At 65.5% G+C, this 25,414-nt stretch carries 25 protein-coding genes; 7 read left to right on the top strand and 18 right to left on the bottom strand.

Going from position 1 to position 25,414, the window contains the following annotated elements:
- The first annotated feature begins 97 nt into the window (after positions 1-97).
- The 4 genes from FHW64_RS03130 to FHW64_RS03115 are packed head-to-tail and all read left to right on the top strand — an operon-like array spanning position 98 to position 4,029.
- Entirely contained in the window at positions 98-1,444 is a 1,347-nt protein-coding gene (locus tag FHW64_RS03130; RefSeq protein WP_184524219.1) for an NAD(P)/FAD-dependent oxidoreductase, read from the top strand.
- A complete protein-coding gene (locus FHW64_RS03125) occupies positions 1,441-2,472 on the top strand; it encodes a hypothetical protein (RefSeq protein WP_184522974.1) in 1,032 nt (343 codons plus the stop codon). Before FHW64_RS03130 ends, FHW64_RS03125 begins: the two co-directional genes overlap by 4 nt.
- Positions 2,473-2,488: 16 nt before the next feature.
- Positions 2,489-3,286: a lysophospholipid acyltransferase family protein gene (locus FHW64_RS03120; RefSeq protein WP_184522972.1), complete on the top strand. Its 798-nt coding sequence runs from the start codon at positions 2,489-2,491 to the stop codon at positions 3,284-3,286.
- Positions 3,253-4,029 (top strand): glycosyltransferase family 2 protein, encoded by a 777-nt coding sequence (locus FHW64_RS03115; RefSeq protein WP_184522970.1) that lies wholly within the window; start codon positions 3,253-3,255, stop codon positions 4,027-4,029. The genes FHW64_RS03120 and FHW64_RS03115 overlap by 34 nt, the downstream gene beginning before the upstream one ends.
- 21 nt (positions 4,030-4,050) lie before the next feature.
- Here the strand turns inward: FHW64_RS03115 and FHW64_RS03110 are convergent, their stop codons facing one another.
- Genes FHW64_RS03110 through FHW64_RS03060 form a run of 11 tightly spaced genes read right to left on the bottom strand, consistent with a single transcriptional unit; the run spans position 4,051 to position 14,152 of the window.
- The gene (locus FHW64_RS03110) at positions 4,051-4,650 is read right to left on the bottom strand and encodes a glutathione S-transferase family protein (protein ID WP_184522968.1); all 600 of its coding nucleotides are present in this window, start codon (positions 4,648-4,650) and stop codon (positions 4,051-4,053) included.
- A gap of 17 nt (positions 4,651-4,667) precedes the next feature.
- The gene (gene fabG / locus FHW64_RS03105; RefSeq protein WP_184522966.1) at positions 4,668-5,399 is read right to left on the bottom strand and encodes a 3-oxoacyl-ACP reductase FabG; all 732 of its coding nucleotides are present in this window, start codon (positions 5,397-5,399) and stop codon (positions 4,668-4,670) included.
- A gap of 9 nt (positions 5,400-5,408) precedes the next feature.
- Positions 5,409-5,864, bottom strand: a complete 456-nt coding sequence (locus FHW64_RS03100) for a hydroxymyristoyl-ACP dehydratase (protein WP_184522964.1) — start codon at positions 5,862-5,864, stop codon at positions 5,409-5,411.
- The gene (locus FHW64_RS03095) at positions 5,861-6,610 is read right to left on the bottom strand and encodes a class I SAM-dependent methyltransferase (protein WP_184522962.1); all 750 of its coding nucleotides are present in this window, start codon (positions 6,608-6,610) and stop codon (positions 5,861-5,863) included. The genes FHW64_RS03100 and FHW64_RS03095 overlap by 4 nt, the downstream gene beginning before the upstream one ends.
- A 37-nt stretch (positions 6,611-6,647) precedes the next feature.
- Positions 6,648-7,475, bottom strand: a complete 828-nt coding sequence (locus tag FHW64_RS03090) for a polysaccharide deacetylase family protein (protein WP_184522960.1) — start codon at positions 7,473-7,475, stop codon at positions 6,648-6,650.
- Positions 7,476-7,510: 35 nt separating this feature from the next.
- Complete coding sequence (locus tag FHW64_RS03085) at positions 7,511-9,898, bottom strand: MMPL family transporter (RefSeq protein ID WP_184522958.1); 2,388 nt, start codon at positions 9,896-9,898, stop codon at positions 7,511-7,513.
- Positions 9,898-10,533, bottom strand: a complete 636-nt coding sequence (locus FHW64_RS03080) for a LolA-related protein (RefSeq protein WP_184522956.1) — start codon at positions 10,531-10,533, stop codon at positions 9,898-9,900. Before FHW64_RS03080 ends, FHW64_RS03085 begins: the two co-directional genes overlap by 1 nt.
- Entirely contained in the window at positions 10,505-11,485 is a 981-nt protein-coding gene (locus FHW64_RS03075; RefSeq protein WP_184522954.1) for an acyl-CoA synthetase, read from the bottom strand. The genes FHW64_RS03080 and FHW64_RS03075 overlap by 29 nt, the downstream gene beginning before the upstream one ends.
- Positions 11,482-13,185: an AMP-binding protein gene (locus FHW64_RS03070; protein ID WP_311733248.1), complete on the bottom strand. Its 1,704-nt coding sequence runs from the start codon at positions 13,183-13,185 to the stop codon at positions 11,482-11,484. Before FHW64_RS03070 ends, FHW64_RS03075 begins: the two co-directional genes overlap by 4 nt.
- Positions 13,186-13,198: 13 nt before the next feature.
- On the bottom strand, positions 13,199-13,822 hold the full coding sequence (locus FHW64_RS03065; RefSeq protein ID WP_260303616.1) for a hypothetical protein: 624 nt from the start codon (positions 13,820-13,822) through the stop codon (positions 13,199-13,201).
- 18 nt (positions 13,823-13,840) lie between these two features.
- Entirely contained in the window at positions 13,841-14,152 is a 312-nt protein-coding gene (locus tag FHW64_RS03060) for a phosphopantetheine-binding protein (protein ID WP_184522948.1), read from the bottom strand.
- A gap of 106 nt (positions 14,153-14,258) precedes the next feature.
- Here FHW64_RS03060 and FHW64_RS03055 point away from each other — a divergent pair, with 106 nt between their 5' ends.
- The gene (locus FHW64_RS03055) at positions 14,259-15,776 is read left to right on the top strand and encodes a helicase HerA-like domain-containing protein (RefSeq protein WP_184522946.1); all 1,518 of its coding nucleotides are present in this window, start codon (positions 14,259-14,261) and stop codon (positions 15,774-15,776) included.
- A 20-nt stretch (positions 15,777-15,796) separates the two neighbouring features.
- On the opposite strand, the gene FHW64_RS03050 is transcribed toward FHW64_RS03055, so the two are convergent.
- From FHW64_RS03050 to FHW64_RS03035, 4 genes are read right to left on the bottom strand one after another with little or no spacing between them, the layout of a single operon-like run.
- Positions 15,797-17,023, bottom strand: a complete 1,227-nt coding sequence (locus tag FHW64_RS03050; RefSeq protein WP_184522944.1) for a Glu/Leu/Phe/Val dehydrogenase dimerization domain-containing protein — start codon at positions 17,021-17,023, stop codon at positions 15,797-15,799.
- 25 nt (positions 17,024-17,048) lie between these two features.
- On the bottom strand, positions 17,049-17,843 hold the full coding sequence (locus tag FHW64_RS03045) for an ABC transporter ATP-binding protein (RefSeq protein ID WP_184522942.1): 795 nt from the start codon (positions 17,841-17,843) through the stop codon (positions 17,049-17,051).
- Complete coding sequence (locus FHW64_RS03040; protein WP_184522940.1) at positions 17,843-18,772, bottom strand: ABC transporter permease; 930 nt, start codon at positions 18,770-18,772, stop codon at positions 17,843-17,845. The genes FHW64_RS03045 and FHW64_RS03040 overlap by 1 nt, the downstream gene beginning before the upstream one ends.
- A gap of 30 nt (positions 18,773-18,802) precedes the next feature.
- Positions 18,803-19,780, bottom strand: coding sequence for an ABC transporter substrate-binding protein (locus FHW64_RS03035; protein ID WP_311733247.1), 978 nt, complete (start codon positions 19,778-19,780; stop codon positions 18,803-18,805).
- A gap of 205 nt (positions 19,781-19,985) precedes the next feature.
- Here FHW64_RS03035 and FHW64_RS03030 point away from each other — a divergent pair, with 205 nt between their 5' ends.
- Positions 19,986-20,459, top strand: coding sequence for an Lrp/AsnC family transcriptional regulator (locus FHW64_RS03030; RefSeq protein ID WP_184522936.1), 474 nt, complete (start codon positions 19,986-19,988; stop codon positions 20,457-20,459).
- 295 nt (positions 20,460-20,754) lie between these two features.
- On the top strand, positions 20,755-23,775 hold the full coding sequence (locus FHW64_RS03025) for an AAA family ATPase (RefSeq protein WP_184522934.1): 3,021 nt from the start codon (positions 20,755-20,757) through the stop codon (positions 23,773-23,775).
- 4 nt (positions 23,776-23,779) lie between these two features.
- Here the strand turns inward: FHW64_RS03025 and FHW64_RS03020 are convergent, their stop codons facing one another.
- Genes FHW64_RS03020 through FHW64_RS03010 form a run of 3 tightly spaced genes read right to left on the bottom strand, consistent with a single transcriptional unit; the run spans position 23,780 to position 25,414 of the window.
- On the bottom strand, positions 23,780-24,571 hold the full coding sequence (locus FHW64_RS03020; RefSeq protein ID WP_184522932.1) for a hypothetical protein: 792 nt from the start codon (positions 24,569-24,571) through the stop codon (positions 23,780-23,782).
- Positions 24,572-24,581: 10 nt separating this feature from the next.
- Positions 24,582-25,151, bottom strand: a complete 570-nt coding sequence (locus FHW64_RS03015; RefSeq protein WP_184522930.1) for a hypothetical protein — start codon at positions 25,149-25,151, stop codon at positions 24,582-24,584.
- Entirely contained in the window at positions 25,148-25,414 is a 267-nt protein-coding gene (locus FHW64_RS03010) for a hypothetical protein (protein ID WP_184522928.1), read from the bottom strand. The genes FHW64_RS03015 and FHW64_RS03010 overlap by 4 nt, the downstream gene beginning before the upstream one ends.

Genomic DNA, 25,414 nt, shown 5'->3' with positions numbered 1-25,414 from the left:
GATGCGAGGGAACCGGATGCCTTTTTGGGATAATCCCGGCGCCGAAACACGCTCTCTGCCGGGCATCCTTGCTCCGAGTAAATTCCAGCCTCTCTGCATGAACATTTCCTCCACTACGCCCGAGCATGCCGAAATCTGCGACGTCCTCGTGATCGGCGGCGGCCCTGCCGGCGCGACAGCCGCGGCGGTGCTCGCAAGCGAGGGGCGAAAGGTCGTGATGGTCGAGAAGGCGCATCACCCCCGCTTCCACATCGGCGAATCGCTACTGCCTGCCAACGCGGTGTTGTTCGACCGACTGGGTGTGCGCGACCAGATCGAGCGCATCGGAATGCCCAAATTCGGCGTCGAGTTCGTTTCGCCGGATCACGATCACACCGCGCAGGTCGAATTCGCAGATGCCTGGGACAAGTCGATGCCCTATGCCTGGCAGGTGCGTCGCTCCGAAATGGATGAGATCCTCTTTCGCAACGCGGCGACGCGCGGCGCCGCGACAGTCGAAGGCTGCCGGGTGCGCGAGGTCAGCTTCGACGCCGACGGCGCCGACGTACAGGCGGTGCTAGACGACGGAACCCGGCGCCAGTGGCGTGCGCGCTTCGTGCTCGATGCCTCCGGCCGCGACACCTTCCTGTCGAATAAGCTCAAGGCCAAGCTGAAGAACCCGCGCCACAACAGCTCGGCGCTGTTCGGCCACTTCGTGAACGCAGAGCGTCTGCCCGGCAAGCAGGAAGGCAACATCACCATCTTCTGGTTCGACCATGGCTGGTTCTGGTACATCCCGCTGGCCGATGGCACCACGAGTATCGGCGCCGTCTGCTGGCCCTACTACCTGAAGTCGCGGAAGAAGCCTTTGAAGGATTTCTTCGCCGACACCATCGCCATGTCCGAGCCGCTCGCACAGCGGCTGAAGGACGCCACGCTGGTGGACGATGCGGTCTACGCGACCGGCAACTACTCCTACACCAGCACCCATTGCAGCGGCGAGCGCTACCTGATGCTCGGCGACGCCTATGCTTTCATCGATCCGGTGTTCTCGTCGGGCGTGTACCTCGCGATGCACAGCGCTTTCGAAGGCGCCAAGGTCGTCGCCACCACGCTCGACCAGCCGGCGCGGGCCGCAGCCGCACGAAAGCATTTCGAGCAAGACATGCGCCGCGGACCGCGGGAGTTCTCCTGGTTCATCTTCCGCGTCACCAATCCGACGATGCGGGATTTCTTCATGTACCCGCAGAACCCCTTTCGGGTCAAGGAAGCCTTGCTGTCGCTGCTCGCCGGCGACATTCATGGCAAGACACCCATCTGGGGTTCGCTGCGGATCCTCAAGACCATCTATTTCTCCGTCTGCGCCGTAAATCCGCGGAGGTCGTGGCACGCATGGCAGCGACGCCGGCGAAATATCCGCGACCTCGGCCCTCTCGCCGGCGAAAACATCCTCGAATCCAAGTGACTGCAAGAGAACCTCTCGGGGCGCCGCCCCTGCGCGTCGAGCGCCTTTCCCTGTCCGACAGCCTGGCACTCGCAACCGGCGGATCCTCGCCCTTCGGCGCGCTCGGCTACGGCACGCCCCACGACCTGGCCTGGATGCCGACCGTGAACGCACGCGTTCTTTCGACGCGCGGCGCGATGGCCGACGTCTGGCATGCCAGCGAGCACATCGAATCCGGCACCACCGGCGTGGTGCGGTGGCGCTGCGACGGCCACTGGATGCTCGGCGCCATCGATCTCGACGAGGCCATCGAGAAGGAGGGGCTGGCGGCCCTCTCGCAGCGGGCCTACCAGGACCTCTTCAAGTCGCTAGAACAAACCGGCTGCACGCACCTCCTGCGCATCTGGAACTACCTGCCGCAGATCAACGGCGACGGCGGCGGCATGGAGCGCTACCGCCAGTTCAACGCCGGCCGCCAGCAGGCGTTCGTCGAGGCCAATCAGGCCGCGTTCGAGGGCGCCCCGGCTGCGTGCGCACTCGGGATTCACCAGGGCGCACTCTGCATCCGCTTCCTGGCCGGGCGCAGCGCGCCAGTGCCGGTCGAGAACCCGCGGCAGGTCTCGGCCTATCACTACCCCAAGGACTATGGCCCGCGCGCGCCCACTTTCTCCCGGGCGGCGCTTGCCGAGATCGGCGGCGGCGACGTGGCGTTGTTCATCTCCGGCACGGCCAGCATCGTCGGCCATGAAACGGTCCACATCGGCGAAGTCCTGGCGCAGACACAGGAAACCTTGCGCAACCTTCGCGCGGTGATCGCCGCGGCCAACGAGCGCACCACCGCCAGCTTCGACCTCGCCGCGATCGACTGCGTCGTCTATGTGCGGCATGTGTCCGATGCGCCGATCGTGCGGCAGGTCATGGAAGAGGTACTCGGTGCCGACGCGCACACATTGAGTCACGCCGTGTTCCTCGAAGCCGACATCTGCCGCCAGGATCTGCTGGTCGAGATCGAAGCCCATGCGGTCGCACGCGGCGCGCTGCGTGCCTGAGAACGTCATTCGAGCAATGAACCGGCTGCTTCGTCTGGCACTCTCGATGGCGCTCGCGCTGCCGCTCTACGCGTTGCTCGCGCTGCTGGGGGCCATATCGCTCGTCTGGAACCTGGTCGCCATGGTGCTCTACCCGCTGCTGCCGGCAGAAGCCGGACGTGCGCTGGGCCGCAGCGTCATTGCGTATGCGTACCGCTCCTTCTGGGCCTCGGCATCGCTGTGCGGCATGATGCGCATCGACGCGAGCTGCCTCGATGCGCTGCGCAACGAACGCGGGCTGATCTTCGTCGCCAACCATCCCACCATGCTCGATGCCCTGCTGCTGGTGGCGAGACTGCCGCGCAGCGCCTGCATCATGAAGGCCGACCTGATGCGCAACGTCTTCCTGGGCGCGGGCGCCCGGCTGGCGCGCTACATCCGCAACGACTCGGCCCGCACCATGGTCAAGCAGGCCGTCGAAGACCTGAAGAGCGGCGGGCAACTCGTGATCTTCCCCGAGGGAACGCGAACCGTGACGCCGCCACTCAACACCTTCCGACCGGGCGTCACGCTGATCGCCAAGCTTGCGCAGTCACCGATCCAGACGGTCTTCATCGACACCGACTCGCCCTATCTCGCCAAGGGCTGGCCGCTGTGGCGCGTGCCACCGCTGCCCATCGTCTTCCGGCTGCGCCTGGGCCAGCGCTTCGCGCCTTCGCAGGACAGCGACGCGCTCCTGAATCAACTCGAACACTACTTTCTCCACTCCATGGAACAGCGCACCCCAGATGCGCAGCCCGCATGCCAGACGTCTCGCGCACCCACCTTGTCCTGATCCCCAGCTACAACACGGGTGAACGCCTGTTCTCGACGGTCGCGGCGGCTCGCGCGCAGTGGAATCCTGTATGGGTCGTGATAGACGGCAGCACCGACGGCACCGGCGAGCGGCTTCAGGCCATGGCGGCATCGGACCCCGGCCTGCGCGTTTCGATCCTCCCCACCAATCAGGGCAAAGGTGCCGCCGTGCTGCACGGACTGCGCGAGGCGCGGACTGCCGGCTTCACGCATGTGCTGACCATGGATTCGGATGGCCAGCATCCCGCCGATCTGATCCCGGCCTTCATGAAGGCATCGCAGGAGCGCCCCGAAACGATGGTGCTCGGCCGCCCCGTCTTCGACGCCAGTGCACCGCTGCTGCGCGTGCGTGGCCGCCGCGTCTCGAACAGCTGGACGCAGCTCGAAACCCTATTCGCCGGCGTCGGCGACTCGCTGTACGGCTTTCGCGTCTATCCCCTCACGGATTTGTTAGCCGTCATGGAAGCGCAGCCGTGGATGCGCCGTTTCGATTTCGACACCGAGGCAGTGGTGCGGCTTGCATGGCGAGGTGTAAAGCCGGTCAACATCGATGCGCCGGTGAAGTACCTCACGGCCGAAGAAGGCGGCGTGTCGCACTTCCGCTATGGGCGCGACAACGTGCTGCTGACGTGGATGCACACGCGGCTGGTCATCGAGTTCATCTTCAGGCTGCCTGGCCTGCTGTGGCGCAGGCTTCGCCGCGCTCCACCCTTCCAGCCCTGAATCCAGGGCAATCCTGAGCCCTCAGGCGGCGTTCTGGCGCGCCTGTGCGCGCGCGAATGCCGGGCGGCTCGTCACGCGCTTCACGTAGTCCTCGAGCAAGGGCGTGCGCTGCATCAGCGGGCCGCCAAGGAACAACGCGAAGGTGGTGCCGACGAGGATGTCGGCAGCAGAGAACTGCTCGCCGAGAAGATACGGCCCGCGTTCCAGGGTCCGGTTCACATGGACCATGACTTCGTCCGGATCGACCCACCCTGCGGTGCCGCGCGGCGGCGTCACGCCCATGAATTTGCTGACCCAGGCGGGTTCCATCACACCGGCGTAGTAGGCCAGCCACGTCAGGTACGCCCCGCGAAGCGGCGACCCCACCACCGGGCCGATGCCGGCCGCCGGAAACTTGTCAGTGAGATAGCAGGCGATGGCGCTGGACTCGAACACCAGCACACCGTCATCCTCGATCGCGGGCACCTTGCCGTGGGGATGCGGGTTGGCGGGGTCGGCCGCACCGGTACCGTTGCCGCGCCGGATGTCGACCTTCTGGATCTCGTACGGCGCGCCCAGCTCTTCCAGCAAGAAGATCATTCGCGAAGAGCGCGAGTTCGGTGCATGGAAGAGCTTGATCATGGTGCGCCTTTCAGATGTCAGATCATCCCGCCGTTGATCGAGATGACCTGCCCCGTGATGTAGGCAGCCTCGTCGCTGGCAAGGAATCCGGCCAGTGCGGCCACTTCCTCGGGGGTGCCGGCGCGCTTCGCGGGCACGAGCTGGTTGATCATTGCCGAGTCGAATACGCCGTCGGCCATTGGCGAGGCAATGATGCCGGGCGCGATCGCGTTCACCGTCACGCCGCGTGCCGCCACTTCCAGCGACAGCGACTTCGTGGCGCTGTTGAGCGCACCCTTTGCCGCCGCATAGTTGACCTGCCCACGATTGCCGGTCAGCGACGCCACCGAGGAGATGTTCAAGATGCGTCCCCAGCGCGTGCGCAACATCGGCAGAAGCAATGGCTGCGTGACGCGGAAGAATCCGTTGAGCGACACATCGATCACCTTGTGCCACTGCTCGGGCTGCATGCCCGGGAGCACCGCGTCGTCGTGCACACCGGCGTTGTTGACGATGACCTGCACCGGACCATCCTTGAGCATGCGCTCGCAGGCCTCACGCGCAGCCTCGTCACTGCGCAGATCAAACACCACGCACTCGGCCTTGCCGCCGGCCGCGGCGATGGTGGCTGCAAGCTGCTCCACCGATTCGGGGCGTGAATTCGCGTGCAGCAGCACTGTCGCGCCATCGCGCGCGAGACGCTGCGCGATCGCGGCACCGAGGGCACCGCTGGCGCCGGTCACCAGCGCACGTTTTCCTGTGAGACTCATGGACTTCCTTCAGTTGGCAAGCGGTGTGTTGAGCACGACGACGGCGCGGCCCTCTGCCAACGCACGGCCCTCTGCATCCTTCACCGCGAATTCGTAGAGGATCTGCGTCGCGTCGCCCGAGACGCGTTCGGCATGCACATGCAAGGCGCCGGCCACCTCATCGATGCGCTCGACGGCCAGCCGCACCCCACGCGCGCTCGCCAGAAATCCGGCCGAGGGCTCGCTGTCTTCGGGTGCGAGCAGGCCGCCATGCAATGCCATGGCCTGCGCCGCGTATTCGACGAGGTTCGGCGACAGCAGGCCGCTCGCGGTGCGCAGCGGATTGTCCGGGCGCGTGTGCGTGCCCGTCGTGCAGTGGATGCGGTTCGCGTCCCACGATTCGAGGCGCTCCAGCAGGCACATCGTGCCGCTGTGGGGAATGCGGCGTGCAATGCCGGCCTGGTCCATGGTTTGAGGTGCGGTCATCGCGAATCCTTGAGATCGGCCACCAGCAGCACGTTCGCGAAGGGAGTGCCCTCGCTCATCGGAATGCTCTGGACCGAGAAACCGAGGCGCTCCAGCAGCGCCTTCCAATCCTTGAGGGGCCGGCCCCACGTGGGCGACACCTGGTGCCCGCGGATGCGCGTGACAGTGCGATCGACCCACTGGCTGATCGCGAAGCCACGTCGGCTGTCCGCATCGCCCACGCGCAGCAACAGGCGCCCGCCCGGCTGCAACGCATCGCGGACGCGCCGCAGGACGCCCTCTTGCGCTTCGAGGTCCACGTAGTGCAGCACATCGAGGATCACGACGAGATCGGTCTCGGGCAATTGCGTGGTGCACATGTCGCCGCACACGAAGCGCGGTGTCGGCTGCAGATGGCCCACCGAAGCCTCGGCGCGCGCCACATCCTTGGGCATCAACTCGACGCCGGTGTAGCTTGCCGAGGGCGGTGTGGCGGGCCAGGTCGCGGGCCATTCGCCCGGCCGCGCCTGCATCGCGCTCATGGCCGAAAGAAGGCTCGCGAACAGACCTTGCCCGCAACCGATGTCGACCACGCGCGCACGGCGCTCGCCGATCAGGCCGCGTTCGATGAGGCCGCGAAAAACAGGATCGCGCCCGAGCTTGCCGCGCGCGAAGTGCCAGGCGAACTTGCCGGCCTTCCTGTACGGCGCGCTCGCGCGCTCATGCAATCGACGCCAGGCGGCGTCCGTGGAAATCTGGGCACTCATGAAAGAACTCTGGAAGATGCGGCGAACGACCGACGACTCATGTCGACAAGCCCTCCGGCAAGGTCACGGCACGGAGGCCATCGGCCTGCACACGCGCCAGCAACTTGGGGAGCGCCTCGAGGATGACGGGCTGCCCCAGCGCGGTGCGCGCGGCATGACCGTCGTGCAACAGCAGGATGTCGCCCGCTGCCAGACCGTCGGTGAGCCGGGACAGCACAGTCGCGGGATTGCCCTCGCGGGTGTCGAAGCCGCGGCGCGTCCAGCTGATCAGCGACAGGCCCATCCGGTGCAGCACAGGCGCCAGAAAAGGATTGCGCAGCCCCGCGGGTGCACGGAAGCAGCTGGGCCGCTCGCCGGTGACTTCCTCCAGCACCTGCTGAGCACGCGAGATTTCCCGCGCGAACCCACGCGGGCCGAGGAACGAGAAGTTGTGTCGATGCCGCGCAGTGTGGTTCTGGATGCTGTGGCCGCGCGCGATGATCTCGCGCGCCAGCGCAGGATGTTCGAGCACCCGTTCTGCGATGCAGAAGAACGTCGCACGCTGGCCATGCGCATCAAGCAGGTCCAGCACCTTCGGCGTGACATCCGGATCGGGACCATCGTCGATGGTGATCGCGATTTCGCGCCGCGCCACCGCACTTGCCGGCAACCGCGTGACATTGGGGCCGAGCAGGCTGCTGCGCGGCGTCAGGCCTGCCGCCGTGATGACCGCATGGTTCAACACAAGCGCGCCGATCGCCCATGGCCACGCGCCCGACACGAACAGCCCCGCACCCAGCGCCACGACATGCACCAAGGCGCTGGCCTGGATGGCCGGCGGCCATGGCCAGGATTCGCGGTTGGATATGGGAAGGACTTGCGACATGGGCTCTCAGGGCGTATAGCCGAACGATTCTCCCATCAGCGCGCCTTGGGAGCGAGCGGCGCGGTCGCGCGCGCAAACGCGGCGGACAGCAGCAGTGCCAGCAGCGCACCGGGTGCCACCACGCGGCCGATCGACGACAGCGCGGGGATGTTGGAAATCGCGATCAGCCCGAACGAGATCACCGTCGTCAGGTTTGCCAGCATCAGCGACGCCAGCGTGTCTTCGTCAGCGCGGCCGGTCTCGCGCAGTTGGTCGAAGAACAAGGCGTAGTTCGATCCGACGGCGACGATCAACAGCAGACCCACCAGATGCAGGATCCCCAGCGGCACATGCAGAGCCGCCATGCCGCCCAACGTGAGCACCACGGCCACGGCGAGCGGCTGGCACACCGCCAGCAACCGGCGGCCCGATCGAAGGTAGGCACCGAGCAGGATCACCACCGCGAGCGCGCCGAGCATCACCTGAACGAAGGCCTCGTGCAGATAGCGCTGGTAAAGGCTCGACAGTTCGTCACCCACGTTGACCACCTGCACATCCGGCACCCCGTCGAGCGCGGCCGCGAGCCGACCGGCATCGAAGCTCGCGCCCGGATGCAGCGCGATCAGCGTGGCCCACCCCCCGGCCTGCCGTTCGAACATCAGCGCACTGAGCACCGCGTCGAGCGGGCCGCCCTTCAGATCGGCGCGCTGGGTCACCGGCAGCCCCTTGGCAGCCTGGACATCCGCAATGAAAGGTTCGAGTCGCGACGCCGACAGCGGCAAACCGCGCGTGGCTTCGGCAAGCCGCGCGCGCAAGGCGTCCGCATCGGGAAGGCTCGCGAGCCGCGCCTTCTGCGCCGCTTCACTTGGCAACAGTCGCGAAACGGTTTCGTAGCCCGCGAGGTCCCCCTTGTCGACCAGCGCATCGAGGCGCGTACCGGCGGCCTCCGTGTTGCGCAGCGCCGATTGCAAGTCGGCACCCTGGATCACGACCAGCGTGCCACCGTCGCTCGCGCCGATATCCGCGCGCAGTTCCGCGTCGAGCTTCTGGGTCGCTTGCGGCACCGGGCTCATCGCGCTGAGGCTCGCGCGCCAGAGATCGCTTCCCTGCCACACCACCAGCACCAACGCCGCGACGCCCAGACCCACGAACACCCATCGCAAGCGCGGCAGAGCGCGCACCAGGAGGCCCGCGATGCGCGCCATCCGCGCCCGCATGCCCATGCCGGTGGCGCCATCCGGCGCAAGGATCGGCAGCACGAAGCGCGCGACGAGCGCCGCTGCGATCAAGCCCGCGAGCGAGAACACGCCCAGTTGCGCCAGTCCCGGAAAGCCAGAGAACACCAGTGCCGCAAAGCCGCAGACCGACGTCAGCAGCCCCAACCGCACTGTTGGCCAATGAATGTCGCGCCAGCGTCGCCACCCGGTGCCCGGCGTGGCCGCACCGCGTGCCTGGATCAGGTAGTAGATCGCGTAGTCCACCGTCTCGCCGATCAGGGTGCTGCCAAATCCCAACGTGAGACCGTGCACCGAACCGAACACGAGGCTTACCGTCGCGGTGCCCCAGACCACGCCGGTCGCGACCGGCAGGAAGGCCACGACGAGTGCGCGCGGCGATGCGAAGGCCAGCAGCAGCAAGGCTCCCATCACGATGCCGCCCACCACCGCGAGATGAATCGCCTCGGTCTTGATCTGGTCGCGGCTCTCGACGGAGAAGATCGGTGCGCCGGTCATCTGGAGTTGCGGGCGGTCGCCCGAGAGGCCCTGCGTCGCAGCGTCGAACGCGCCACGCACCTGCGCGATGGCCTGTGCGACGGCATCGAGATCGCTGCCCGACGCGTGCGTGGTCGCGAGGATCACCGCGCGCGGCGCGCTCCGCGACACCCACACGCCCTCCTCGCTCCGCGGCGAACTCGCTGGTATCAGCCCTTCGGCGATGCGCTGTGTCTCGCCAGTCGGGTCACGCTCGAGCAGCGGCTTGAGCGCGTTGCCCGCAGGCGTGCCGAGCAGCGACAACGTGTCGACGATCGCGTCGCGCAGGCCTTCGGCGGTAAAGCGATCCGGCGTCACCTCGGGCGACAACAGATAGCGGTGGTCGAAAACCCAGGTGCCCGATGCCTTCCATTCGCTGGTGTCACCGTTCTGGACCTGGTCGAAGAGTCCGCCCTTCCGCATCGCAGACGCGACCGAGCGCGATACCTCGGCACGCTGTGCGGCGTCCTTGCCACCCTCGATGCCGATGAAGATGGTGCGTGAGGCGATCCCGCTCTGGAGCTGCTCGATCAGCAAGCGCTGCCGCGCGTCGGGGCTCTTCGGCAGGAAGGCCGAGAGGTCCGCGCTGAAATGCGAACGCGCGATGACCGCGATGCCCACGGCCAGCAGCACCAGCCATAGCCACAACGCCAGCTTCGCGGGCCGACCATCTGACGACGAAGCACCAGCCATCACGGCGTGGATCGCGCGGGCGCCGCTGCCGCGCCGGCTGGGCGGCGGTCGGGCGTGATGTTCATCACCGAGCGGTCGCCGCCGATGAACTCCATCTCGACACCAAGCACTTCACCGCCGCGGCCGGTCAGCCGCATGCTGCGCACTTGCGCGGCAAGGCGCTCGTCGATGGGTTTGAGCTCCAGCGCCCAGTCGTTGCTGGTGCCGGTGAGTGTGCTGCGGAAATAGCGCTGCAGGCTTTGCGCGTTGCCACTCAGGGTGCCGCGCATCGCTTCGACCATGCCGAGCAGCTCGGGCATGCTGTCGAGCGCGACGGTGCGCGTGCGACCGCTGCGCGACAGCGTCAGGATGTTGCCCTCCACGCTCATCATTTCGGGACGCGGCGTGATAGTCCGCCGCATGAGGCGGTCAGGCGCGGTAAAGCTCAGCACGCCGCTCGCGTCCAGGGGGCCTTCGAGGCCGCGCACGAAGCGCTGTTCCGTGAAGGTGGCCTCCCCGCTCCTGCGCTGAGCCAGCAGGCTCATCAGTTCGGGCAGGTCGAAAGCCCAGGCCGACGATGTCGCCAGCGCGAGCGTCAGCGCCGCGAGCATCGCCTTGCCCCAGCGATCAATCCGAATCTTCGAGCCAGAAATCATGAAAGTTGAACCAGTTGTACGGATACGCGCGGCAAAGCGCTTCGAGCCGCGCCACGTAGCTTTCGAGCGCCACGCGAATGCGCCGTTCGCGCTCGGCGGGATCGGCGATGCGTTCGCTGAAATCGGCCAGCGGCTCGAACTGGACATCGTAGCGGGCGCCGCCCACGTAGAGGCCCGCCATGAAGAACACCTTGCGGCGCAGCAGCGCGGCCAGACGGAAAGGACCGTCGTTGAATAGCGCGGGCTGACCGAGGAAAGGCAGTTCGACGCTGCTGCCCCGCTGCTGGCCTGCTTCTTCGGGGCCGCTGAGGGTGCGGTCCGCCAGCAGTCCGGCCAGGCCGCCGGAATCGAGCCAGTCGCGCAATTCGAGCATCGCGTGTGGACGGCCCAACGCGATGATGTGCGGCCGGTGTTCAGGCAGGCTGATCGCTTCGAGCAAGGCGCTGATCTGCTGCGCGTTGTCCTGGTACATCAGCATCGCGAGCCGTATGTCGGCGGGGGCCTCCTCCTTCTGCCGTGTGGCGCCCAGCGCCTCGAAGCTGCCGACGTGCGCACCGAGCATGAAGGCGCCCCGCCCCGCGTTGACCTCAGCCTCGACCGCCTCGTGGCCGCGCACATGGACGTCGAAGAGGTCGATGCGCCCGCGCAGGAAATAGAGGCGGTCCAGCACCGTCGACGCAAAGGCGTGCAGCAGCCGGTAGCCGTCGCCCCACCCAGCCTGCGGCCCGATCGCACGGAACAGATAGCGCTTGATGTGGCGGCGCGGCGTCGGCGAAAAGAGCAGGAAGTAGAGCGAGATCGGATGCAGCACCAACCTTGCGACCGGCCGGCCGAGCTTCAGCGCGATCCAGCTGATGGTGCGCAGCGCCACCATGTTGCTGCGCTCGGGCGCGCGCGCCCAATCGGCCTGCGGTGGACGGGAATCGCCGCCCTCTGGCGGCGAAGCGCTCATGACGCGATGCCGACGCCGGGTGTCCAGCGCCCGCTCGCGGCGACGATATCGCCGCAGCGCACTTCGAAACGCAGGCCGCGCGAGGCACCGGCTTCGGGAACGAGATCGATCACCAGCGCGCTGCCGGGCCGCACCGGCGCCAGAAATTTGGCCGCTGCGAGCGTCGGGTTCGGGCCGAGACGGGTCGAGAGCGCGGGCACGCCGCGCACCGCTTCGAGCACCTCGGCCACCAGAAGCGCACCAGGCAGCAGCGGCTGGCCCGGAAAGTGACCAGCGAAGGCCGGATGGTCTTCGGGCACTTCGCGCGTGAGCTGCACCGGCGTGGTGTCCGACGCCAGGTGTGCCAGCGCGAACTCGCGCAGCGACTTGACGGTGAGCTTGCCGGTTCCTTCGCGCGGGAAGGCATTCACATGCACCACGCGTCGCGGCACGAAAACGGCCTCGAGGCGCTCGCGCAGCGCCGCGATGATCGCCTGCGCATCGAGCGTCGGCGCCACAACGAAGGCCACGGGCCGCACGACACCGTCGACCACGTCGTCCGGCAGCCAGAAAGCACCATCCACCACGCCGGGGATGCTGTTGAGGTGATGGTTCAGGTAGCCCAGCGAGCTGCGCCGGCCGGCCACGTGGATCAGGTCGTTCGCACGACCCAGCAAGCGGAATCGGCGGTCGTCGACCAGTTCAAGAATGTCCGCCATCGGCGTCGGCTCGGCGATGAAGTCGCCTGCGAACACGAAGCGCTCGTTGCCGGCTTCGTCCTGCTCGCGATGGACGCGGATGTCGCCGAACGTCTCCCAGACCTCGCTCTGCGTGGGCTGGCGCGTGGCGACCTGCCCGGATTCGGTGCTGCCGTAGATCTCGATCAGCTTGCCGCCCAAAGCCTGCTCCGCCTGCGCAGCGAGTTGCGGTGACAGCGGCGCGGTGGCCGAGAGGATCAGGTCGACCTGCGGCAATTCGATGCCGGCCAGCAGCAAGGTCTTCAGATGGAATGGCGTGGTCACCAGCGCACGCGGCTGCGGCACCGAAGCCAGCGCCTTTGCCACATCGGCGGGAAAGAACGGCCGCCCGCTGTCGAATGCGGCGCCACCGAGCAGTGCGAGCAGCGCCGAGGACTCGAGTCCGTAGCTGTGCTGCACCGGCACCGTCGCGACCAGCGTCAGGCCGGCGAGCGACGGACGGCCAAGCAGGCCCGACAGCCGCCGGACCGCCGCAGCGATGTTGCCGACCAGCGTGCCCCAGCTCTTTGCGTGGGGTTGCGGCGCGCCGGTGGAGCCGGAGGTCAGCAGGCTCACCGCATGCATGTCCCGATCGAACGCCGGCATGGGCGCGTCTGGCGAGCGGTCGGCAGGGGCGTGCTTGTCGATGAGAACGTTCGGAAGTCCGGGCGTTTCGATCGCGGCGTCGTCGATCACCGCGAATGCCGGATCGCCCACTTCATGCAGGCGAGCGAGCGTGTCGGGCCGCGCGTCGGGCGGCAGGAAGCTGGTCTCACCACGCGCCAGCGCCGCGGCAAGGCTGACGGTGAACGCGTAGCGGTCCACGCACAGGTTCACGACCGGGCCACCGTCGCGCAGCTGCGGCGCGAAGCGGGCTACGTCGGCAAGGAACTCGCGTGCGCTCACGGGCACGCCGGCACGCCACGCGATCGGCTGGTCGAGGTCACGGGCCGCAATCAGCGGCAGGAGGGATTTGGATGTCACCGCAGAGTCCGGTTCAACGCCGGGCGGTGCCACTGACCGGCGTGCTGTAGAAGGCACGCACCGCATCCACGAGACGGGTGCGTTCGAATTCGGGATGGAGCCGATAACGCAGCAAGTGTTCGCCCAGGAAGAGCGCAACGATCATCAGCGGCGTCACCAGATTCGCGAGCACCGACCAGATCGCGAAGGACTGGGTCTCGAAGACTACGACAGAGGCGAGCGCCATCGCGGCGAAATAGAAGGTCCAGACCCGGGTCACCTGGGCGGTGTAGACCACATGGGCGGGCGAAAGCGGATGCACGCGCTGCGCGAACTGCCCGATGAGCGACAGCCTGCCGGCGCGCAGCGTGCCGCCGAACCACCCGCAAAGAAGCGCGTTGATGCCCACATGCTGGAGCATGTAGAGGCGATTCGTGTCGCCCGCATCGCCACGGATCACGAGCGCGAACAGTACGGCGCCACCGACCACCGAGAACGCCAGCCCCCGCCCCCCGAAACGGCTGCCGGCGAGCCCCATGGCGGTCAGCCACAACGGGCCGAGCAATGCCACGATCGCCCACGGCTCCGCTGGGTGGTAGAGCATCATCCACTGGGAAACACAGGCATAGGCCACCCCCGCGATCAGCAGGAGCGCCATGCGCCATCGAGACATGGATCAGGAAGCGCCGCGGTTCTGCGCGACGTGCGTCGCAAGACTGCGCAGCGACGAGAAGATCTGCTGATTGCGTTCGTCGTCCGAACGCAGCTGGAAGCCGTACTTGCGCGAGACTTCCAGGGCCACTTCGAGGATGTCGATCGAATCGAGACCGAGGCCTTCGCCATAGAGCGGCGCGGTCGGCACGATGTCGGCCGGAGCAACTTCCAGGTTGAGCGATTCGACCAGAAGCACGGCCAATTCATTCTCCAGGGGGGACTGTTCGGAAGCGTCGCCAGTGGCGGGAATCGGGGATTGTGCGGTCGATGACAAAAGATAACTCCGGAACTTGTGAAAAAACTATCGCTCGGGTTTTTGGAATTATAGGGAGGCCCGCTTCGCTAGACTGGCTGCCTCTCGCAACGACCGGAATCCATCCATGGCCGATCCACTCCTCATCGCGCGTCACGACGCGATCGAATGCAACCTGCTGCCGGGCCTGACCAATCGGCACGGCCTGATCACCGGGGCCACCGGCACCGGCAAGACCGTCACGCTGCAGACCATTGCCGAGAAACTGTCCGCCATCGGGGTGCCTGTTTTCATGGCCGACGTGAAGGGCGACCTGACCGGCGCCAGCCAGAAAGGCAGCATCGGCGACAAGATGGCCGCCTCGCTCAAGGAGCGTGGCATCGATGCGCCCGCCCCTCTCGCCTGCCCCGTCACCCTGTGGGACGTGTTCGGCGAACAAGGCCACCCGGTTCGCGCGACCATTTCCGACATGGGGCCGCTGCTGCTTGGCCGCATGCTCGACCTCAACGACACCCAGTCGGGCGTGCTCAACCTGGTGTTCAAGATCGCGGACGACAACGGCCTGCTGCTGCTCGACCTCAAGGACCTGCGCGCGATGCTCCAGTACGTGGGCGAGAACGCAAGCCAGTTCACCACCCAATACGGCAACATCAGCGCCGCCAGCATCGGCGCGATCCAGCGCGGCCTGCTGCAGATCGAAAGCCAGGGCGGCGACAAGTTCTTCGGCGAGCCGATGCTCAACATCGCCGATTTCATGCAGACCGAGGGCGGCAAGGGTGTGGTGAACATCCTGGCTGCCGACAAGCTGATGAACTCCCCGCGGCTCTACGCGACCTTCCTGCTGTGGATGCTGTCGGAGCTGTTCGAGCAGCTGCCTGAAATCGGCGACCCGGACCAACCCAAGCTGGTGTTCTTCTTCGACGAGGCCCACCTGCTCTTCAATGAAGCGCCCAAGGCGCTGATCGAACGCATCGAGCTGGTGGTGCGCTTGGTGCGTTCCAAGGGCGTTGGCGTCTTCTTCGTCACGCAGAACCCGCTCGACATCCCTGACTCCGTGCTCGCTCAGCTCGGCAACAGGGTGCAACATGCGTTGCGCGCCTTCACGCCGCGCGACCAGAAGGCGGTGAAGGCCACCGCGACGACGATGCGGCAGAAGCCGGGGCTCGACATCGAGAAGGCCATCACCGAACTCGCGGTCGGCGAGGCGCTGGTCAGCTTCCTGGACGACAAAGGCCGCCCCTCCGTGACCGAGCGCGTTTATGTGTTGCCGCCCGGCAGCCAGATCGGGCCGATCACCCCAGCTCAGCGGCAGGCGCTCATCGCGAACTCGCTGGTCGCCGGCGTCTACGAAAAGGCGGTCGATCGCGAATCGGCGTACGAAAAGCTCAAGGGCCGCGCCGAGTCTGCACCGGGCGCCCCCGCCGCCACCGGCAAGGCGGGTGCGGCAGCGCCGGCACAAGGTGACGGCGGACTGATGGGCAGTCTCAACGAAATCCTGTTCGGCTCGACGGGCCCGCGCGGCGGCAAGCACGACGGCCTGGCTCAAACCATGGCGAAGTCGGCTGTACGCACCATGGGAACGACCGTCGGCAAGGAGATCCTGCGCGGCGTGCTCGGCGGCATCTTCGGCTCGAAGAAGCGCTGAGCAACGCCGACCGGCGCTGACTACACGAGCTGGGTCAGCGCGTTCTCGAAAGCCGTGCGCGCGATGCCGGTGCGCTCGCTCGAACGCGCATGGCAGCGTTCGAGCGCCGCGGCCACCGTGGCCGACACGTCACCGAAGATCGCTGCATCGGACACATCCGCATCGCCTCCCATCAGGAACGCGAACGCGCGCGCCATGCCGCAGTTGGCGATGAAGTCGGGGATCACGGCGACCTGTGAATCGGCCTGCTCGTAGATCGGGCCGTAGAAGATCTCGCTGTCAGCAAAAGGCACGTTCGCGCCGCTGGACACCACTTCGAGGCCGCCTTCCACCAGCGCAGCGACCTGCTCGCGGGTCACGAGCCGTGACCCTGCGCACGGCAGGAAGATCTCGGCGCCCGCGCTCCAGACGAGGCTGTCGATTTCGTCGAAGCGCAGCATGTACTTCGCCGACAACTGATTCCCCTTCTTTTCGAGAAAGAGCTGGCGGACCTGCTCGAAGTTGAAGCCGTCCGGATTCAGCAGTCCGCCCTCGCGGTCGATGATCCCCACGACCTTCGCGCCGGCCTGAGCAAGGTAGTAAGCCGCGGCGGAGCCGACATTGCCCCAGCCCTGCACGATGACACGCTTGCCGGCGACGCTGCCCCCATACAGCTGGTAGTAGTGACGCACCGATTCGGCCACGCCCCAGCCGGTGATCAGATCGGCCACCACGTACCTGCGCGCAATGTCGGGCGAATACTGGCGGTCTTCCACCACCTTGGCGACGCCCATGCGAAGTTGGCCGACCTTCTGGATACGCTCGCTGTCGCTGGGCGCGAAATGCCCGTTGACCACGCCTTCCTGCGGATGCCAGAGGCCATAGCTCTCGGTGATCGGGATCACTTCATGCACCTCGTCGACGTTGAGGTCGCCGCCGGTGCCGTAGTAGGTCTTGAGCAGCGGCGTCACCGCCTTGTACCAGCGCCGCAGCACGTCGTTCTTGCGGGGATCAGCCGGGTCGAAGTCGATGCCCGACTTCGCGCCGCCGATGGCCGGGCCGGAAACGCTGAACTTGACCTCCATGGTCTTCGCCAGCGATTCAACCTCGCGCCGGTCCAGTCCGGCACGCATGCGCGTTCCACCACCCGCGGCGCCGCCGCGCAGCGAATTGATGACGACCCAGCCCTTGGCGGGCGTTTCGGCGTCGTGCCATTCAAAGACGATCTCGGGCGCCTTGTTCTCGAAACGGGTCAGCAGTTCTTTCATCTCTGTCTTTCAGAATTCATTGGGGTTAGGCCAGAAGCAGCTTGTCGTCGTCGAGCTTCTCGCCGCGGGTCTTTTCGAACATGTCGAGCAGGTCAGGCACGTCCATGCCGGTGCGCTCTTTGCCGGCAACGTCGAGGATCACGCGCCCCTCGTGCAGCATCACCGTGCGCGTGCCGTAGTCCAGCGCCTGCCTCATGCTGTGCGTGACCATCATGGCCGTCAGCTTGCTGGCCTCGACGATGCGTGCGGTGAGCTCCAGCACGAACGCCGCAGTCTTCGGGTCGAGCGCCGCCGTGTGCTCGTCCAGCAGCAGGATGCGCGACGGCTGCAGCGAGGCCATCAACAGGCTCACCGCCTGCCGCTGTCCACCCGACAGCAGCCCCATGCGATCGGCCAGGCGGTTTTCCAGGCCGAGGTTGAGGATGCGCAGCTTCTCGCGGAAGAACTCGCGCAGGCTGCGCGTCAGCGACAGGCTGAAGCCGCGCCGGGCGCCGCGCTTCCAGGCCAGCGCCATGTTCTCTTCGATCGTCAGCGCCTCGCAGGTGCCGGCCATCGGGTCCTGGAAGACGCGCGCCACCATGTCCGAACGCTGCCATGCGGCACGTCGCGTGACGTCCTCGCCGTCGATGTGGATCGTGCCGCGATCGACCAGCAAGTCGCCACTGACCGCGTTCAGGAAGGTCGACTTGCCTGCGCCGTTGGAACCGATCACGGTGACGAACTGCCCCGTGGGGATCTTCAGGTCCAGCCCGCGCAAAACACGGTTCTCGATCGGCGTGCCGGGATTGAAGGTGATTTCGAGACCCTTGGCGTGCAACATCAGCGAACTCCCTTGGCAGCAATCGAAGAAACGGTGCGCGTGGCCGCCCGGCGTGCCGGCAGCTTGCGCTTCCAGGCCGGCACGAGCAGCGCGAACGCGACGAGAACAGCCGTCACCAGGTTCAGGTCCTGGGCCTTCAGGCCGATGAAGTCGCTGTTGAGCGCCAGCGCGATGAAGAAGCGGTAGAGCACCGCACCGAGCACGCAGGCCAGCGTGGTCACAACCAGGCTGCGCGCCGGCAGGATCGTCTCGCCGATGATCACGGCCGCGAGACCGACCACGATGGTGCCGATGCCCATCGAGATGTCCGCCCCGCCCTGGCTCTGCACGAAGAGCGCGCCAGCCAGCGCGACCAGCCCGTTCGACAGCGCCAACCCGCAGATGGTCTGGCGGTCGGTCGATATCCCCTGCGCACGTGCCATGCGCGGATTGCTGCCGGTGGCGCGCATCGCGAGACCCGCTTCGGAGGCGAAGAACAGGTCAAGCAGCACCTTGACCGCGACCACGATGGCCAGCAGCACCAGCGGCTTGAGCAGGTAGTCCGGCATGCCGCCGAACGCCAGCATGCTGAACACCGTGGGCTCGTCGATCAGAGCGATGTTGGGCTTGCCCATGACGCGCAGGTTGACCGAGTACAGCGCGATCATCACGAGGATGCTGGCGAGCAACTGCATGATGCGCAGCCGCACATTCAGCCAAGCGGTGAGCCAGCCAGACAGCGCGCCGGCCGCGATGGCCACGCCCGTCGCGGCGAAGGGGTTCCACCCCGCCACGATCAGCGCCGCGGCGACGGCCCCGCCGAGCGGAAAGCTGCCGTCGACCGTGAGGTCCGGAAAGTTGATGATGCGAAACGACAGATAGACGCCGAGCGCGACCAGTCCGAAGATCAGACCGATCTCGATGGCGCCGAGCGAAGCGATGAGTGACATGGAGCGAGCCTCCGCCAGCGCGAGCCGTGCTTACCTGACGACGACTTGCGCCGACTTGACCAGCTCATCCGAGAGCGTGACACCCTGCTTCTGTGCCGCAGCCGGATTCACGTGCAGCTCGAAGTTGTCGCTGGTCTGCGAGGCGATCGTGCCCGGCGCCTGGCCTTGCAGGATGCGCACGACGATCTTGCCGGTCTGGTGGCCGATGTCGTAGTAGTTGAGGCCCAGCGCCGCGACCGCGCCGCGCTTGACGGCATCGGTGTCTGCCGCCACGACCGGGATCTTGGCCTGCTGGGCCACCTTCACGATGCCCTCGAAGGCAGACATCACGTTGTTGTCGGTCGGCGCGTAGATCACGTCCACCTTGCCGACGAGGCTCTGCGCCGCGCTCGCGACGTCCACGGTGCGCGCCGCGGCGCCTTCCACCAGCGTCAGGCCGGCGGCCGGCATCGCCTTCTTCAGCGCCTCGATGATCGCGACCGAGTTGGCCTCGCCCGGGCTGTAGATGACACCCACGCGCTTGGCGTTGGGCACCACACGCTTGATCAGGGCCAAGTGCTTGTCCAGCGGCGAGAGGTCCGAAACGCCGGTCACGTTCGTGCCCGAGGCCTCCCAGCCCTTCACCAGCTTGGCCGCGACCGGATCGGTCACCGCGCTGTAGACCACGGGGATGTCCTTGCTCGCGGCAACCACGGCCTGCGCGGAGGGCGTGGCGATCGCGACGATCACGTCCGGACGCTCGCCGACGTACTTGCGCGCGATCTGCGCGGCGGTGCCGTTGTTGCCCTGCGCGCTCTGGTATTCGTACTTGAGGTTCTTGCCGGCTTCGAAGCCTGCGGACTTCAGCTCATCCTTGACGCCATCGCGCACTGCGTCGAGAGCCTTGTGTTCGACGATCGAGGTGACGGCCACCGAGACGGTCTTGTCGGAAGCGTGGCTCGGAGCGGCTGCACCAGCGAGCGCGAAGGCGAGAAGGCCGAGGGTGGAACGAACGAAAGAATGTTTCACTTTGAAGTCCTGATGAGAAATAGTCGAGTGGGTTTCAATAAAGGAAAGCACTCCGTCACAAGGGCCTCGTGAGCCACGCCGAATCACTGCTTTCCAGAGGGAGAAGTTTGAACTTCCACGCGAAAAATCTGCTTTCATCCGGGACCCGGGCGAACCCTCAGGCGAGAAATAGAATTTCTTCTTTAGGCTGAATGAGGAGCAAATCTTGTACGAAGCCGATCTGGACCGTATCGACCGCAAGATCCTGGCCTTCCTGCAGGAGCACGGCAGGGCCTCCAACCTGGAGCTGGCCGAGGCCGCAGGCCTGTCGCCCGCGCAGTGCCACCGTCGCCACCGGCGCCTGGAAGAAGCCGGCTACATCGCCCGCTATGAAACGCGACTGGCCCCTGCCCGGCTCGACCTGCACGTGGTCGCCTTCATCCTGGTGGCGATGGAAAAGGGCCACATCCGCGACCTGTCGAAGTTCACCAACGTGGTGACCGACCTGCCGGAAGTGCTGGAGTGCTACTCGATCACCGGCGACTACGACTTCGTGATGAAGGTCATCGCTCGCGACCTGAAGGGGCTGTCTCAGTTCCTGATCGAGAAGCTGATGCGGCTGCCCGGGGTGGACGGTGTGCGCTCCAGCGTTTGCCTGGACGAGTTCAAGTGCACGAGTGCGCTGCCCCTGGCGGAATGAGCATCACCCCGCCGCCAATTCCACCCGCAGGCGTAAACCGCCGCCTATACTGGCTCGCTCATCAGTAGGGTTTCGGAGGTGAAGTGTCCGCCCAAGACCCGTGGATGCGCGCCCGGCAATACCCCGCCGTCATGGCTGCCGGCGCCGTGCCGCCTTCTCCAACGCGCTCCGACGTATGTCGCAGGGCATGATCTGCGTTGCGTGCGGGTTCGGCTCGCCGGCGGAGTTCCGCTATTGCGGACAGTGCGGACAACCTTTGCCCAGCCTCCCACCGACTCGGCAGTCCGAGGACGCCATGCTCGTTCCGCACCGGGAGAGGCGTCAACTGACGATCCTGTTCTGCGATCTCGTTGATTCCACGGCACTGTCCGCACGGATGGATGCCGAAGACTTTGGCGAGTTGATTGCCGCCTATTTCGATCTTTGCAATTCGACGTTCAAGCGCTATCGGGCCTACGTCGACCGGGAGGAAGGCGACTCCCTGCGTGTCTATTTTGGATATCCCTCCGCGCACGATGATGATGCGCTCCGCGCCATATTCGCGGCGCTGGAGATCATCTCAGCAGTCACGCAGCTCGGGGACCGGTTAGGTCAGCGCCTGAGCGTGCATATCGGCGTCGATACCGGCGAAGTGGTCGCGGGCGAGTCGGACGCGGAAGGACATCCCAGCCCCCGCGTCATCGGGCAAACACCGAACGTAGCAAAGCGACTGCAAGATCTGGCCCCGCCGGGCAACCTGTACGTCAGCGCAACCACGATCCGTCTCGTCGAGCACAGGTTTGAAGTTCAGCCGCTCGGCCCGATGAATTTGAAGGGACTGCCGCGGCCCGTCAAAGTATTCCGGATCATCCAGCAGCGCGGACCTGCCAGCACGGTTGAACAGTTCGACAGCCGGGCGCTTGTGCCCCTGATCAGCCGCAGTGAAGAACTCAGCCTGTCTGAACAACGATGGAAGCTCGCATGCCAAGGACACGGACAAGTTGTCTTGATCCGGGGCGAGCCTGGCATCGGCAAATCACGTCTGCTGCATGCGTTCCTATCCCGGCTTGACCGGACGGACAGCCGCGTGCTGACCACTCAGTGTCAAGAGCAGTTCGCCAATAGTGCCCTCTATCCGCTGATGGACCTGCTGCAACGCGACCTCGGCCTTGATCGCGAACAATCGTCCGCCGAGCAGGCCGCCGCGCTGCGCGCGGCTTTTGCGTCCCGTAGCGTGCCGACCCCCGATGCGTTGCCCCTCATCGGGAACTTGCTCGCGCTGCCAATGGACAGCGCGCCCGTCCCGGAAGACTCAGCCAGAGCTCAACGTGAGCGCACGCTCGAATGGCTTGTTCAGTGGGTACTCGGGACCAATGCCGACGTACCTGTCGCACTGGCCATCGAGGATTTGCACTGGGCCGATGCATCGACTTTGGATTTTCTCGGGCTGATCCTGGAGCGCGTTCAATCCCGCAGAGTTCTTATCCTGTTGACCTACCGCCCCGAATTCCTTCCTCCTTGGCACGCCCAACCCTGGTTCGACGAACTGGCACTTTCCAGGCTAAGTCCGGCCCAGGCACGCAGCATGGCGCAGAGCGTTGCCGGAGCTGCAGGACTACCAAGCGAGGTTCTGGAGCGAATCGCGGCTCGCAGCGATGGAGTCCCCCTGTTCATCGAAGAGCTGACGAAGATGCTGCTTGAAGCGCGGAGCAGCGAGGGGTGGGAGTCGCTGTCGTCGCAGTCCGACACCGCTTCGCTGAGCATTCCGGAGACCTTGCGCGGCTCCCTGACCGCCAGGCTCGACTACCTGAACGTCGCGAAATCGATTGCGCAACTGGCATCGGTGCTTGGCCGCGAGTTCAGCTATGCACTGATCCGGCTCGTATCGGACATGGACGACGATCGGCTGCAAGAGGCAATAGAAGAACTCGTCGAGGCCGAGCTGCTGTTCCAGAGGGGCGTGCCGCCCAATGCGACCTTCGCGTTCAAGCATGTGCTCGTGCAGGAAGCGGCCTATTTGTCACTACTGAAGGCTCGACGGGCCGACTACCACCTGCGCGCAGCGACCGTCCTGGTCGCACATTTCGAAGACTTGATCGATCGTCACCCTGAACTGGCCGCTCGCCACTATGCGGCAGCAGGAAAGTCCGAATCTGCCTGCGACTTCTGGTTTCGGGCCGGGCAGCGTGCACTGGAAGCTTCGGCAGATGTCGAGGCGTCAGCTCACTTGCGGTTGGCTTTGCAACAACTGGAACTGCTTCCCGATAGAGACAAGCAAGTCGCGAGGGAGGTCAGATGCCTCACCACGCTCGGCTCTGCGCTCACTGCCACTCACGGCTATGCCGCGCCGGAGGTCGAGGAAGCATTTGCACGCTCGCACTCTCTCTGCCAATCGCTGGGCGACACGGAACAGTTGTATTCCGCACTCATGGGGCTGCATGGTTTCTACCAAGTACGCGGAATGTTGCGACCCGCCGTCGCGCTGGGCCTTGACCTTGTCGCTATCGCCGAGGAGAGGGGTGACCCACTCTGGCGTGCCCAATCGCACCGCTGCCTGGGCTGGTCACTCTTCTGCAATGGCCAGATCAAGGCTGGTGCCGAGCACCTCTCCATCGTGCTGGCGCTCTTCGACCGCATACAGGCTCGGGAACATGTGCGCACGCAAGGGGCGCATCCCTGGGTTGTCGGATTCGTCAATACGGCCCTGCTTGAATGTCTAGCCGGCAATCCGGATCATGCATTGCGAAGCAGTCGCGAAGGATTGGACCTTGCCCGCGAACTCCAGGTACCGCTTCCTCTGGCGTACGCCCTCATCATGTCGGCCAAGGTCCGCTGCCTGCTGAACGAGCCTGAACATGCTCTCGAACTAGCCATGGAGGGCACAGAACTCGCCTTGAAGCACGGAATGCCCTACTGGTCCTCGTGGGGTTCGATCTTGCGGGGCTGGGCCCTTGTGCAACTCGGACGGCACACAACCGGGCTGTTGGCTCTGCAAGAGGGCTTGACTGCCTATCGGGCGACGGGCTCCAAACTGTTTGAGGCGTCGTCGCTCGCGCTGCTCGCAGAATGCTACGCAGCCGTGGGGAATGCCAGCCGTGCGCTCGAAACGATCGGCCTCGCCCTCGACAATTCGCTAGTGGCCGACGGGTACTTCTACACGGCCGAACTGCGCCGGCTCCAGGGGCAGCTCCTGCACGCGGCGGGCGCTGACATATCGCTTGCCCGGTCCGCAACGAACACCGCACTTGAACTTGCCCGGACCCAGGGGGCGGGAAGCGTCGAAAGGCGGGCGATCGAGCAGCTTCGCTTGCTCGACGCCCATGCCAAGTCGAGTTAGGGCGTCAGGGAAGCGGTTGCGCTCCGCTCATGTCAACCACATAGCCAAGATCTGCCAGCGCACCCGCGCTCACGGCGCTGATCACATTGCTTCCACCGACAGCTCCTACACCAACTGTCGGATCGTCCAGTCTGGAAGACATGATTTCGTACTTCAAGTCCTCCTCGCTCCAATGGAAAGCCCGCGTCGATCCTGCGTACTCTGTATCCAGAGGCACCTCCGGAGAGCCGCCCACCCCCTTGACCTGCCCGTATGCAGCTCGGGCATTCGGTCCAATGTACATGGCGACCTTGCTGCGCTTCGGCATCGCCACGGCCGAGCCGCTCGTCGAGTACTTGATTTCCGGATCGAGGCGGACCAGCACCGGCCCTCCCCCTTGCCCTTCCCAGCTCGTGCCGATGCCCAGTACATGGCCGACTTCGTGAACGATCGAATCGAAGAAGCGCTCCCTGTCGTTCAGCAGCTTGTCAAGATCATCGAGGTCCACCTGCATCTTGGCTGCGTATGGAAAAGGCATGGGCTGCGACGCCGACACGGCGGTTCGAAGGATCTGGTCCCCAGGGACTCGGGCAACCGCTTCGGCACCTGCGCCCTTGAACACCTGGAAGCTCACTTCGATCGTCAGTTCCTCAAAGGGAGATCCATCCGGTAGTTTCAAACCGTCCGGCCAGCCCTTGACCACATACCCCCATTGCAGCCCTGCATCTTCGAAATAAAGACGCTTCATGCGCTCGATCACGTCGGGCGGCATGTCGGGCAGATTTGAGTAACTCCACGCGATCTTGAACGAGATCATTTTGGCCACCTCAAGGAATCGGCAGGTCGTTGCGCGCCTGATAGGTCACATCCCAGAAGGCGCTGTTGATCGGGAGCGTGTTCAGGGTCATGTAGTTGCGAGCCTGGCCGAGGCGATGGTCCGTTGCATTCGGATCGCGACACCAGTAGCCGCGCAGCGTCTTTACCAAGTCGAAGAACTGTTGCGAGCCCTGCAACGCCGGGAGCAGATAGGCCTGCTCGGCGGCTTCATCGACCAGGCCCCACATCGTCTGGTATCGCGGCGCACCTGTATCGACATGGAGATATGTTCCAAGGTACGCGACCTTGTTGCTTGTCGAGGTGGTGCAAAGATTTGCCATGCCCACCTCGTGCGTTGCCAGCCAGCTGTGAAGGCCATCAAGGTCCTTAAATGGGACGCCATAGCGCCAGACGAGAAGGATCGCTGCCTCTGGCCTGAAGGCCGTCACTGAACTCGTCGTCGGCGTCCATTTGATGTTGGACCGGATCTCAGGGACAAAGACTTCGGCACTCGGAGGCGCACCGGCGGCACCTCCACGAACAAGCTTCTTGGCGGCTTCGAGAGATTTGCGATCGGTCATGGTGCTTCCTTCTCCGTGGGTTGACGCAGGAGGATCCCCTTGTCTTCGAGGTCCTCGATGATGAATCGCACATTGGGAGCATTGCCCGCACCCGCGCCCTGCTCCTCATAGACCTGGCGAAACTCGGATTCCAGTACATCCCTGTCTTGCCCGTCGCAGAGTTCCAGGAGCAACCACGCCGCCACGTTCAATGTGTAGAGCTTCGGCCGATCAGGCGTGAAGACCAGGCAGTAGCCCAATTCGGGCACTGGCCGAACGCGCAA

This window comes from Variovorax sp. Sphag1AA, from assembly GCF_014192575.1.
GTDB lineage: Bacteria > Pseudomonadota > Gammaproteobacteria > Burkholderiales > Burkholderiaceae_C > Variovorax.
The sequence above is the reverse complement of the archived record's forward strand: the minus strand, read 5'-3'. Positions and strand labels throughout refer to the sequence as shown.